10 protein-coding genes are annotated in these 11,612 nt (G+C 69.6%); 1 reads left to right on the forward strand and 9 read right to left on the reverse strand.

Going from position 1 to position 11,612, the window contains the following annotated elements; genetic code table 11:
* Nucleotides 1–30: 30 nt before the first annotated feature.
* The 4 genes from AC07Q9_RS02655 to AC07Q9_RS02670 form a co-directional block, all read right to left on the reverse strand.
* Nucleotides 31–936 (reverse strand): ZIP family metal transporter, encoded by a 906-nt coding sequence (locus AC07Q9_RS02655; RefSeq protein WP_139701903.1) that lies wholly within the window; start codon nt 934–936, stop codon nt 31–33.
* Between the two features lie 112 nt (nt 937–1,048).
* Nucleotides 1,049–1,948, reverse strand: a complete 900-nt coding sequence (locus AC07Q9_RS02660; RefSeq protein ID WP_495307188.1) for a dienelactone hydrolase family protein — start codon at nt 1,946–1,948, stop codon at nt 1,049–1,051.
* 126 nt (nt 1,949–2,074) lie between these two features.
* Nucleotides 2,075–2,815 (reverse strand): aspartate/glutamate racemase family protein, encoded by a 741-nt coding sequence (locus AC07Q9_RS02665; protein WP_495307190.1) that lies wholly within the window; start codon nt 2,813–2,815, stop codon nt 2,075–2,077.
* Between the two features lie 20 nt (nt 2,816–2,835).
* A complete protein-coding gene (locus AC07Q9_RS02670) occupies nt 2,836–3,726 on the reverse strand; it encodes a transporter substrate-binding domain-containing protein (RefSeq protein WP_062468917.1) in 891 nt (296 codons plus the stop codon).
* Nucleotides 3,727–3,927: 201 nt separating this feature from the next.
* Here AC07Q9_RS02670 and AC07Q9_RS02675 point away from each other — a divergent pair, with 201 nt between their 5' ends.
* On the forward strand, nt 3,928–5,154 hold the full coding sequence (locus AC07Q9_RS02675) for a D-amino acid dehydrogenase (protein WP_495307191.1): 1,227 nt from the start codon (nt 3,928–3,930) through the stop codon (nt 5,152–5,154).
* Here AC07Q9_RS02675 and AC07Q9_RS02680 read toward each other — a convergent pair.
* From AC07Q9_RS02680 to AC07Q9_RS02700, 5 genes are all read right to left on the reverse strand, one after another.
* A complete protein-coding gene (locus AC07Q9_RS02680) occupies nt 5,087–6,661 on the reverse strand; it encodes a PepSY domain-containing protein (RefSeq protein WP_495307192.1) in 1,575 nt (524 codons plus the stop codon). The genes AC07Q9_RS02675 and AC07Q9_RS02680 overlap by 68 nt on opposite strands.
* A 17-nt stretch (nt 6,662–6,678) precedes the next feature.
* Nucleotides 6,679–8,844 carry a TonB-dependent receptor gene (locus AC07Q9_RS02685; RefSeq protein ID WP_495307194.1) on the reverse strand — a complete coding sequence of 722 codons (2,166 nt, stop codon included), beginning with the start codon at nt 8,842–8,844 and terminating at the stop codon, nt 6,679–6,681.
* Nucleotides 8,845–8,961: 117 nt separating this feature from the next.
* On the reverse strand, nt 8,962–9,321 hold the full coding sequence (locus tag AC07Q9_RS02690) for a DUF2946 family protein (protein WP_495307196.1): 360 nt from the start codon (nt 9,319–9,321) through the stop codon (nt 8,962–8,964).
* A gap of 41 nt (nt 9,322–9,362) precedes the next feature.
* Complete coding sequence (locus tag AC07Q9_RS02695) at nt 9,363–10,265, reverse strand: LysR family transcriptional regulator (RefSeq protein WP_495307198.1); 903 nt, start codon at nt 10,263–10,265, stop codon at nt 9,363–9,365.
* 22 nt (nt 10,266–10,287) lie between these two features.
* Entirely contained in the window at nt 10,288–11,574 is a 1,287-nt protein-coding gene (locus AC07Q9_RS02700; RefSeq protein WP_495307200.1) for a M20/M25/M40 family metallo-hydrolase, read from the reverse strand.
* Between the last annotated feature and the right edge of the window lie 38 nt (nt 11,575–11,612).

The following is an 11,612-nucleotide window of genomic DNA, read 5'->3' on the forward strand; positions in this document are numbered from 1 at the left end:
GTCACCGGAGGCCACCCATACGCGTTGTCGTCAGTCTTTGTGGACGTGGCCGTGCTCGCCGTGTCCTTCATCATGGCCGTGTTCGTGGCCATGCTCGCCGTGCGCCAAGCGGCTCACGAGCGTGACCAGCAGGATGCCCGCCGCGAGCCACGCGATCTGCGCCGCGGTCTGGCGCGCGGGCAGGCGCTTTTGCAGCTGCGGGATCAGGTCGGCCAGCGCCACGTAGACGAAGCTGCTGCCCGCCAGCACCAGGAAGTACGGCAGCCAGCCATGCAGCTGGTCGACCAGCCACCAGCCCGCGATGCCGCCGAGCATGGTCATCGTGCCCGCGAGCGACACCTTCACCAGCGCCGCGCGCGAATTGGCCGAGCTCTGGCGCAGCACCACGAGGTCGCCGATGTGGTGCGGCACTTCGTGCGCGAGCACGGCCAGCGCGGCCACGAGGCCCAGGCGGATGTCGGCCACGAAGGCCGAGGCGATCAGGATGCCGTCGCCGAAGCAATGCACGCTGTCGCCGGTGAGCACGGCCCAGCCGCCGCCGCCCGTGGGGGGTGCGTGGTGGTGATGAGCGTGCGAATGGTCGTGATGATCATGGCCGTGGTGGTCGTGCGCGCCCTCTTTCGCCGGTGCGGCATCGCCATGGTGATGCTCATGCCCGTGGTGCCACAGCTCGGCCTTGTCGAGCAGGAAGAAGAACACCAGCCCGAACAGCAGCACCGCGAACAGCAGCGCGGGCTCGATGCGGCTTTCGAAGGCCTCGGGCAGCAGGTGCATGAAGGCCGTGGCCAGCAGCGCGCCGGCCGCCAGGCTCAGCAGGTGCTGCGGGTTCACGCCGCCGCCGCCGCTGCGCACGCCCACGCGCAGCAGCAGGGCCGCGAGCCAGACGCTTCCGATGCCGGCGACCAGGGTCGCCACGAGAATTACTATCAAATTCATAGCTGCTTGCGCAAGAGGGACGGCCGGTATGACCTTGTTCCGTTCATAAAAAGAGAAAGGCCGTCACTTCGGACGGCCTTCGGCGGCGGGTGGCTACGGGTGCCGTCTTCGGTCAGGCGACACCATTGGCTTTGAACCAGGCCGTGGCACGCTGCCAGCCGTCGTCCGCGGCGCTCTTGAGGTAGCTGGGGCGGTAGTCGGCGTGGAACGCGTGGCCTGCTTCGGGGTACACGACGAAGCTCGATGCCTTGGCCGCCGGAGTCCCACCGGCCAGAGCAGCTTTCATCTTATCAACCGTGTCAAGGGGGATGCCCTGGTCTTTTCCGCCGTACAGGCCGAGCACCGGCGCCTGCAGGCTGGCGGCGATGTCGACGGGGTGTTTCGGCTGCAGTTCGCTGGCCTGCCCGACCAGCCGGCCGTACCAGGCCACGCCGGCCTTGACCTTGCCCGTCGCCGCATACAGCCACACGATGCGCCCGCCCCAGCAGAAGCCGGTGATGCCGGCCTTGGCGGTGTCGCCGCCGTTGGCCTTGGCCCAGGCCAGCGCGCCGTCGAGGTCGCCCATCACCTGCGCGTCGGGCACCTTGGTGACGACCTCGGCCTGCAGCTTGGGAATGTCGGTGTAGCCGCGCGGATCGCCCTGGCGCGCATACAGCTCGGGCGCGATGGCCAGGTAGCCGAGCTCGGCGAAGCGGCGGCAGGTGTCGGCGATGTACTCGTGCACGCCGAAGATTTCCTGGATCACCAGCACCACCGGCAGCCCGGTCTTGCCGGCCGGCGCCGCGGCATAGGCGGGCACCTCGAAGCCGTTGACGGTGTACTTGATCGGGCCGGCCTTCAGGCCTTCGGCCGGGGTCGAGATGGCCGTCTGCGCGGCCACCGGCAGCACGGCGGCGGCGTAGCCGACACCGAGGGCGGCCTTGAGCGCGGTGCGGCGCGTGGCCCCCTGCTCGGTGCTGTCGCCGGGGCGCAGCGAATCGAATTCGGAACGGTTGTCGTCGAAGGAGGTCATGCAAGGGCTCCGGTTGAATCGTCTGACAAGGGGGTGTGGCGTAGAAAAACGCACGCCGCAATGTAGGCGAAATCGGTCCGGGCCGTGTGACCGGACCGTAAAGCAGCCGGCCGCTTCGGGCTGCGGCTACGTGCCGTAGGCCCGCCGTGCCAGCGCCTCGGCCAGCACCTGCGCCGGATCGACGAGGCGCAGCCCCGCCACCGCGGCCGAGCCCTGCAGGCCCAGCGGCACCTCGGTGCAGCCCATGATGATCGTGACCGGCCCGTGCCGTTCGGCCAGCCGCAGCGCGACCTCGGAGAAGCAGCGTTCGGCCAGCGGCAGGTTGCCGGCCTTCACGCCGTCGAAGATGCCGCGCATGATGGTCTGGCGCTCGTCGGCCGACGGCACGTGGCAGCCCAGGCCGGCCTCGGCCAGCGCCTCTTCATACAGCCGCACGCGGTAGGTGCCTTCGGTGGCCATCAGCGCCACCTCGGTCGCGCCCTGTTCGGCCAGTTGCCGTGCAGTTTCGCGCGCCATGTGCAGCAGCTCGACCTGCGGAAAGCGTTCCTGCAGGTTGGCGTGCCACGCATGCGCGGTGTTGCAGGCGATGGCCACGGCGCGGCTGCCCAGCGCGGCCAGCCGGCCCAGCGCCTGCAGCATCGGTTCGAGCGGCTGGTGCGCGCCCTGCGCGTCGGAGGCCAGCGCGCCGGTGCGGTCGGGCACCGGCACCTGCGCCAGCCAGTGTTCGGGAAAGGACTGGTCGCGCACCGGCTCGCCGCGCGCACGCATCTGCTGCGCGCAGGCCTGCACGAAGAGCCGGACGAAGTCGGCGCCCGCCGCGGGGCCCATGCCCCCGAGGATGCCGACGACCTGTGTGGCTGCGACCATGTCTTTTCTCTTGCTTTCGATCAGGTGGCCGGCTTGTCGCTGAAGGCCTTCAGGTTTTCTTTGAGCTGGTCGCTCATCGGCAGGTTCAGCGGCACGTTCTTCGGCGGGATCGGCTGCATGAACCACTTGGTGTAGAGCTTCTCGAACTCGCCGCTCTTCATCATCGCGGTGAAGGTGTCGTCCACCAGCTTCTTGAAGGCCGGGTCGTCCTTGGGCAGCATGCAGGCGTAGGGCTCGACCTGCAGCGACTCGCCCACCACTTCGTAGTCGGCCGGGTTCTTCGAGTTGGCGATGAGGCCGAACAGCAGGATGTCGTCCATGGCGAAGGCCACGGCGCGGTCGCTCTCGACCAGCAGGAACGCGTCGGCGTGGTCCTTGCCGAGCACGATGTTCATGTCGAGGTTCTTCTCGGTGTTGTACTTGCGCATGACCAGCGCGTTGGTGGTGCCGGTGGTGCTGGCCACGGTCTTCTTGGCCAGGTCGGCGTAGTCCTTGATCTTGGAAGACTTCTTCGTCAGCAGGCGCGTGCCCGTGTAGAAGTGGTTCACCGCAAAGGCCACGTCCTTGCCGCGCGCGGTGTTGTTGGTGGTGGAGCCGCACTCCAGGTCGATGGTGCCGTTGGTGATCAGCGGGATGCGGTTCTGCGAGGTGACCGCCATCAGCGAGACCTGCAGGTTGGGCTTGTTCAACTTCTTCTTCACCGCCTCGACCACGGCGTTGGAGAGTTCCACCGAGAACCCGATCGGCTTGTTGGGGCCGTCCAGGTAGCTGAAGGGCACCGACGACTCGCGGTAGGCGAGCGAGATCTTGCCGGACTCGGCGATCTTGGCGAGCGTGTCGGCAGCCTGCGCGGCCGGTGCAGTGAAGAGGACCGCGGCAGCCAGGGACGCCATCAAAACGGAGAGTTTCATTCGAGCCTTCATCGGTTGGATTGAACAGACAACCAGTGTAAGAAGGAGTGACACATCGGGACAATTCCAATTAACCCCGGGGTCATGCCCAAAGGTTATGGGCTGGGTTCTTTTGGCATTTCCGGGCACGGCGAGGGGCCTCTACAGTCGCACGCTGTCTCTTCTGTTCCCTTTTTTCTTCACTTCCGGAAAGTTGCCTCCATGCATGTGTGCGTGCTCGGCGCCGGCATCGTGGGCCTGGCGACCGCCTGGCAACTCGAGCGCCAGGGCCACCAGGTCACGGTGATCGACCGCGCGGCGCCCGGCGCGGGCGCCAGCGGCGGCAACGGCGCGCAGCTGAGCTACTCGTACGTGCAGCCGCTGGCCGATCCGTCGATCTGGACGCAGCTGCCCAAGCTGCTGTTCTCCCCCACCTCGCCGCTGAAGCTGCGCCCGCAGCTCGACCCGCTGCAATGGCGCTGGGGCCTGGCCTTCCTGGCCGCATGCAACGCCGCGACCTCGCGCGACACCACCGCGCAGTTGCTTGCGCTGGCGGCCGCGAGCCGCACCGGCTTCGAGGCCATGCAGGCCGACATCGCGCCCGACTGCGACTTCTCCGCCACCGGCAAGCTGGTGCTCTATGCGAGCGCCGCCTCGCTGGCCGGTGCGCGCGCGCAAGTCGAACTGCAACGCACCCTGGGCAGCGAGCAGCGCATCGTCACGCCCGACGAGTGCGTGGCCATCGAGCCCGCGCTCGCGGACTACCGCGGCCAGATGGCGGGTGCGGTCCACACGCCGAGCGAGTGCGCGGCCGACTGCCTCAAGGTGTGCGCCGAGCTGATGCGCGCACTGAGCGCGCGCGGCGTGCGCTTCATGCTCGGTGCTGACGTGCACGGCTTCGCGCGCAGCGAAGGTCGCGTGGCGGCCGTGCAGACCAGTGAAGGCGACATCGAAGCCGATGCCTTCGTGATGGCGCTGGGCTCGGCCTCGCACAAGCTGGGTCGCGCGCTCGGCGCCTACCTGCCGGTGTACCCGCTCAAGGGCTACAGCATCACGGTCGACGTCGACCTCGCCCCCGGCGCGGCGCCGCGCGTGAACGTGACCGACAGCGCGCGCAAGGTCGTCTTCGCGCGCATCGGCTCGCGCCTGCGCGTGGCCGGCATGGCCGAGCTCGTGGGGCACGACGCGAGCATTCCCGCCACGCGCATCGAGACGCTGGCCGACGCCACGCGCGCCGTGTTCCCGCGCGCCAGCCGGCTCGCCGAGCTGCATCCCTGGACCGGCATGCGCCCGGCCACGCCGAAGGGCCTGCCGATCATCGGGCGGCTGCCGCATGCGCCGTCGAACATGCTGTTCAACACCGGCCACGGCGCGCTGGGTTTCACGCTGGCCTTCGGCTCGGCGCAGCGGATCGCGCAGGCGCTGGACGCGGCCCCGCCGCGCGCCTGAGCTTGCGGCCCAGGCGCCGCCAGCCGATCACCACGCCGGTCAGGCTCAGCAGCGCACCGCCCGCGCTGAGCGCGACCAGCAGCACGTCCCACAGCGGGCGGTGCGCGAGCAGCGGCAGCCAGTCCCAGCTGTGCAGCATCGCGAACAGCCAGCGGCTCCACCGGCGCGTGCTGTCGCTGCGGCCGAGCATGGCGCCGGTCTGCGGATCGACGTGGACCCAGGTGGCGCGCGCGTCGGCGAACACCACGCGCCAGACGGGCAGCGGCTTCTCGCTGCCGCCGGTCATGGTGTGCGCTTCGCGCGTGTAGTAGTGGCTGTCGTAGGCGGTGAGCACGTCGATGCGTGCGACCGGATCAGGCAGCAGCTGCGCGACGGCGCTGCGCAGCGCCTCCGGGTCGATCTGTTGCGGCTGCGCGCTGACCGCATCGCGCACCAGCGGCCGGCCACTCGCGGTGCTGGCCAGCACCAGCGTCTGCCCCGCCGCGCGCACCCAGCGCAGTTCGCGGATGTCGCCACGCGTGGAAGCCAGCAATGCAGCGGGCGCCGCATCGCCAGCGTTCACCACGAGCGGCCCGCCCTGCATCGCCGCCATGCGCAATGCCGGCGCACCGCTGTCGAACACGCGCCAGGGGTTCATCGACATCAGCCCGCTGAAGATCCACGTCAGCGTGACGAGCGCGAACAGCAGCCCGCTGATGTGATGCCAGCGCATCATGAAGCCCTGATACGGCGAGTGCGAGCCGCTCTTATAAGTGCGCCGGAAGCGCCAGCGCATCACGCCCACCACGGTGCCCGTGAGCGTGACGGCGATGCCGACGATCGACAGCCAGTTGACGATGTCGGCCCAGTAGCGGTCCAGGCCCGTGCCGCGCAGCGGGTAGAGCCAGTGGATCCATGCGCCGGCGTAGTTCCACAGCCGCTCGGCGCGCGGCGCGTCGCGCACCACCTCGCCGGTGCGGCCCGAGATGTACAGCCGCGTGGCCTGCGCATCGGCCAGGTCGACCACATGCAGCGGGCGGTGCGCGTCGAGCCCGCGCGAATGGGTGAAGGCGTCTTCTTCGATCATGCGCCGGTACCTGAGCACCACGCCCTCGCCCCCATAGGCCTGCGCGCTCACGAGCGCGCGGGCACGGTCGACCTGGCGCAGCACGGCGCCGGTCTGCGCATCGACGACGACCACGCCGCGCCCCGGCGGTGATCGGCGCGCACCGGGTTCTGCCGCGTTCGCCGGCACCGCGAGGTACACCGCCTGCCCGCCGCTGGCGACCGCGAGCCGCAAGTCTTGCAACGGCCCCGCGATACCGGCCGCATCGAGCGCCTGCCGAGGCCCCAGCAAGGGCGCCTTCGCATCGAGCGCCGGCAGGTGCTGCAGACGCTCGGCCTCGGTGAGCTTGGGGTAGCCCACGTACATCATCACCACGCCCGAGACGAACCACATCGCGAAGAAGGCGCAGACGACCACGCCCAGCCAGCGGTGGACCAGGAACAACCAGCGTTTGGCATGCATGGCGGTGCTCCCCGGGTTCAGAAGCTCACGCGCACCGACACGTCGGCCGTGCGCGGCGCGCCGAGGTAGGCGAAGCCGGCACCGACGTTCGCGGCGTACACGCGGTCGGTCGCGTTGCGCACGCGCCCCACCAGCGTGACGTTGCGGTTCAGCTGCCAGCTCAGCCCGAGGTCGAGCAGCGTGTAGCCGGGCCAGTGCATCGTGTTGGCCGCATCGGCGTACACCTTGCCCACATGCCGCACGCCCGCCGTGGCCTGCAGGCGCGGCGTGATGGCGTACGACACCCAGAGGTTCGCGACCACCGCTGGCGTGTTGGTCGGCGTGCGGCCCGCGAGCGACACGCCGCCCTGGCGGAACTGGTCGTAGCGCGCATCGACGTACGTGAGGTTGCCCTGCAGCGACCACTGCGGCGTGGGCTGCAGCCCGAGCGCCAGCTCCACGCCCTTGGACAACTGCTCGCCGACGAGCACCGTGAGCGCGCTGTTGGCCGGGTCCTGTGTCGCGATGTTCTTGCGGCGGATGCTGTAGGCCGCGAGCGTGGCCGTGCCCTTGCCCTGCCAGAAGTCGAGCTTGGTGCCGACCTCGACCTGCCGGCCGGTGGTGAGCTCGCTGTTGTTGCGCACGTCGGCGAACGAGGCGGTCGAAAGCACGCCCGACGGCGGATCGGCCGCCATGGCGTACTGCGCGTACAGGTTGGCGCCGGGCGCGAAGTCCCACACCAGGCCGATACGGCCGGTGGTGGGCTTGTAGCCCCGATGGAAGGTGGCCGGGTTCGACGCGTCCACGGTGCGGCGGTTGACCAGGTCGAGGTCGATGCGCTCGTGGCGCAGCGCCGTCACGAGGTGCAGCGACGGCTGCAGCGCGGTGCGGTTCTCCAGGTACAGCGCGGTGGTCCGCACCTTGTTGTCGCGGTCGGGGCGGAAACCGGGCGTCATGCCCGGCACGTCGAAGAAGCGCTCGGTGGCGAAGACGTACGGGTTCACCGTGCTCACGGTGCCAGGCAGGCTGTTGGGAAAGCGCGTCTGCCGGTTCACGCTGAAGTCCAGCCCGAAGGACCAGTCGCTCTTCAGCCCACCGAGCTGCCCCTTGTAGAGGCCCTCGACGCGGTTGCCCCACACGTCATGGTCGTGCCGCTGCAGCAAGGCGCCCGAGCGGATGACGGCCGTGTTGCGTGCGTTGTAGCGGTAGTTCTCGACGTTGCGGTAGTCGCGCAGCGCGTCGTAGGCGTAGAAGGTGTTCTTGAACTGCAGCGCGTCGCTGGCCTGCCATTCGGTGACCGAGCGCAGCCACTGCACGCGCTGCGCGTAGAGGCCGTCGGCGCTGTTGTAGTTCTTGAAGCGTGTGCCGCGGTCGATGCGCATCTCGCCGCCCGCCGGGTTCAGCACGGGCGTGCCCCAGTAGGGCCGCGTGACGTCTTCGTCCTGGTATTCGTAGGCCAGCGTGTGCTTCAGGCCGCCGCCGAAGTCCGACAGCAGCGAGGCCGCGAGCTGCGTCGACTTGTTCCTGGTGCCGTCGGTCCAGCCGTGGGCATCGCGGTGGTTCACGTCGATGCGCGCGTAGTGGCTGCCCGCGCCGCCGTCGCCGGCGATGCGGCGGTTCAGGCCGAAGGAGGCCTCCTTCAGGTTCTGCGTGCCCAGGCGCAGCTGCGCCTCGGCGAAGTCGCTGCGCTCGGGCGCCTTGGTGATGTAGTTGATCGAACCACCCAGCGCACCCGAGCCGAACAGGAAGCTCGACGGGCCGCCGATGGCCTCGACGCGGTCGTAGATCCAGCTGTCGACCGGGCGCGCCGCGATCGAATATTGCAGGTTGATGCCGTTGAACAGCTGCGCGATCGAGCCGCTGCCGAAGCCCCGGTAGCTCACGCCGACGTTGCCGGGCGCGTCGTGCGCGGTCACGCCGGGCACGGCGCGCAGCGCCTCCTGCGTGTTCTGCGCGCCGCGCGCATCGAGCACCGCGCGGTTCACCACCGTGACCGAGGCCGGCGTCTCGCGCGGCGTGAGGCCCAGGCGGCTCGCGGTGTCGGCGGGCGTGTCGAGGTCGAGCCGGCCGTTGGGGCGCGGCGCGTCGTCGGCCACCTCGATCGGGGGCAGCGACGACACGGCGGTCTGGGCATGGGCAGGCGCATGGACGGCGCCGAACAGGGCAAGCAGCCCCAGGGCGGGGGCACGGGAAAGGGTGGGCATGGCATCTCTCTTGCGGCGGCGCTGGCGAAAACAATGAAGCGCAGCGCCGGCCGCACAACGACCGGGAACGCACCGCGCGGCCCGTTCAGGCGGCGTCAGGTGCAGGAACGACGAAGCTCAGGAGAGATGCGTGGGCGGCGCTCGCGCCGGCGGCGGCGAGGCCGTGGCTGCCGCGAGGCGGGCAGCGGGAATCGATTGCAGCGCGCGGCCCAGCGGCAGCGGCGTGGGCAGCGTCACCTGCACGGTGGCGGGCGGCGGGCCGGAGACCATGCACAGCGGGCAGTCCATGACCGCCATGCCGACTTCGGTGGCGCCGTCGTCGCCCTGCACGATGAGCTTGACGGTGCCCGCGGCGGAACACACCAGCTCCATCGCCTGCGGATTCACGAGCGGCGATGCGCCCGCGATCAACAGCGACGCCATGAACCACGCCAGCACCAGGCGGTGCATTGCGCAGAAGGTTCGAAGGGCGTGCATGGGCGCGGATTATGGCGCGAGGCGAATGCCCCGCATCTTTCTCAGGCGGTCTGCTCGATGGCCTCGCGCATGCAGCGCGTGATGCCGCGCACGGCCACCGAGTCGGGCCGGCCCGCGAAGCGCAGCGCGCGCACCGGCACCGGAATGTGCGGCTCCAGCGTCAGCACCTCGACCTTGGTGCGGTCGGCCGAGCGCGCCGTGCAGCCGTCGACCAGCGCCACGCCCAGCCCGTGGTGCGCCATGGCCAGCGCCGCGTGGTAGGTCTGCACCGTGACCACGGCCTGCTGGAAGCCCACGCCCGCCTGCCGGCAGGCCTGGCTCAGGCTGGTGCCGACCGGGTCGCGGCCGTCCAGGCCGATCACCGGGCGGTCGATGAGGTCGTGCAGCGCCACCGAGCCGTTGCGCACCAGCGCGCGCGGCAGCATGCCCTTGGGCGCCACGCACACCATGCGGCTGTCGGCCAGCGTCTCCTGCGTGAGCGAGGGATGCACCGCGGGGCTGAACGCAAAGCCCACGTCGGCCTCTTGCAAGAGCAGCGCCGACATGATCTGCGGCGAGTGCAGCGACTCGACCGTGATCGCGTAGCCCGGGTGCATCTCGCGGAAGGCCTTGAGCGCGCGCGGCAGGATTTCGTAGCTCAGCGCGAGCACGCTGAGGATGCGCAGCTCACCCGTGTCGTTGCCCGCGCGCAGGTTCGCCGCCAGCCGCTGCACCTCGTCGAGCTGCGCGAACAGCCGCTCGATGTGCGGGTACAGCGTGAGCGCCTCGGTGGTCGGCGTGAGCCGCCCCTTGGCGCGCTGGAACAGCGGAAAACCCAGCTGCAACTCGGCATGCTGCAGCGTGCGGCTCACGGCCGGCTGCGTGATGTTGATGAGCCGCGCAGCCGCGCTCACGCTGCCCGCGAGCATGATCGCGTTGAAGACCTCGATGTGGCGCAGCCGCATGGCCGACAGCGGTCGGTGGCGGTCAGCGAACGGTGGTCTTGCCGGTGGCGATGTCCATCACCATGCGCACGCCCAGATAGAGGCGCGGCTCGATGGAGTCGATCAGCACGTACTCCGCGTCGGCCGTGTGCGCGCCGAAGCCCTGCAGGCCGAAGCGCTCGATGACCGGCGCCTTGGTCTTGAGCGACGCGAACGCCGCGTCGGTGCCGCCACCGGCCGCCTTGTCGTCAGCGCCCAGCGGGCGGCCCAGCTCGTCCTTGTAGATGGCCTGCGCGTGCTTGGCCAGCGCGCGCGAGGCGTCGGTGGCCTCGAGCGGCGGACGGCGGCGTTCGAACTTCAGCTCGACCTTGGCGTCAGGCACCAGCTGCTTCTTCACGCGCTCGTTCACCTGCAGCTCGATGCGGTCGTAGTCGGCCACCTTGAGCACGCGCACGTCGGCGCCCGCGGTGGCGCTGGCCGGGATCACGTTGCGGTTCGTGCCCGACTTCGAGATGGTCCAGTTCATCTTCAGGCCCGTGGACGGGTCGGACAGGTCGCGCATCTGCAGGATCTGGTGCGACAGCTCGTACAGCGCGTTCACGCCCAGCTCGGGCGCCGAGCCCGCGTGCGAGGCCTTGCCCGCCACGTTCAGCGTGACCGAGGCGATGCCCGCGGTGGCCAGCGAGAGCTTGTCGTCCTTGATCGATGCGCCCTCGAACGACAGCACCGCATCGTGCTCGCCGCCCAGCTTGGTGAGCAAGGCGCGCGAACCGGGCGAGCTGATTTCCTCGTCGCCGTTGATCAGCACGGTGAGCGTGCCGTAGTCCTTGAACTTCAGCGCCTGCAGCATCGACACCAGGTGCGTGATGACGGCCACGCCCTGCTTGTCGTCGGCAATGCCCAGGCCGTAGGCCTTGTCGCCGTCGACGCGGAACGGCTGCTTGTTGAGCATGCCCACGGTGTAGACCGTGTCCATGTGCGCGATGAGCATGATCTTCTTGGTGCCCGTGCCCTTGAAGGTGGCGCGCACCACGCGGCCGATCTTCTCGGGCGTGTCTTCCATGCGGTAAGCGTCGGCGCTCGGGTCGATGAGCTCCACTTCGCCGCCCAGTGCCTTGAACTTGGCGGCGATGAGGTCGGAGATTTTCTCGAGGCCTTCGATGTCACGGCTGCCCGACTCGATGGAGACCAGCTCCTTCAGCGTCTCGAGCAGGGCGGGCTTTTCCTTGGCGGCCAGCGCGGCGATGCGGGCATCGGGCGCGGCGGAGGCGGTACCGAGGAAGGCCGCGCAGACGGCGGCGAGCAGGAAGGTGCGGGGCTGGGGTTTCATGGAGGTGCTTCTTCTTTCTTCGGGATGTCTCGTTGGGT

The organism is Variovorax sp. GW821-FHT09A10 (assembly GCF_059418385.1).

Bases quoted from the DNA above. Each gene is read 5' to 3' on its own strand.
- AC07Q9_RS02670 (WP_062468917.1), bottom strand. From the start codon at position 3,726: ATGAAACTCTCCGTTTTGATGGCGTCCCTGGCTGCCGCGGTCCTCTTC.
- AC07Q9_RS02700 (WP_495307200.1), bottom strand. From the start codon at position 11,574: ATGAAACCCCAGCCCCGCACCTTCCTGCTCGCCGCCGTCTGCGCGGCC.
- AC07Q9_RS02655 (WP_139701903.1), bottom strand. From the start codon at position 936: ATGAATTTGATAGTAATTCTCGTGGCGACCCTGGTCGCCGGCATCGGA.
- AC07Q9_RS02695 (WP_495307198.1), bottom strand. From the start codon at position 10,265: ATGCGGCTGCGCCACATCGAGGTCTTCAACGCGATCATGCTCGCGGGC.
- AC07Q9_RS02660 (WP_495307188.1), bottom strand. From the start codon at position 1,948: ATGACCTCCTTCGACGACAACCGTTCCGAATTCGATTCGCTGCGCCCC.
- AC07Q9_RS02685 (WP_495307194.1), bottom strand. From the start codon at position 8,844: ATGCCCACCCTTTCCCGTGCCCCCGCCCTGGGGCTGCTTGCCCTGTTC.
- AC07Q9_RS02680 (WP_495307192.1), bottom strand. From the start codon at position 6,661: ATGCATGCCAAACGCTGGTTGTTCCTGGTCCACCGCTGGCTGGGCGTG.
- AC07Q9_RS02690 (WP_495307196.1), bottom strand. From the start codon at position 9,321: ATGCACGCCCTTCGAACCTTCTGCGCAATGCACCGCCTGGTGCTGGCG.
- AC07Q9_RS02665 (WP_495307190.1), bottom strand. From the start codon at position 2,815: ATGGTCGCAGCCACACAGGTCGTCGGCATCCTCGGGGGCATGGGCCCC.
- AC07Q9_RS02675 (WP_495307191.1), top strand. From the start codon at position 3,928: ATGCATGTGTGCGTGCTCGGCGCCGGCATCGTGGGCCTGGCGACCGCC.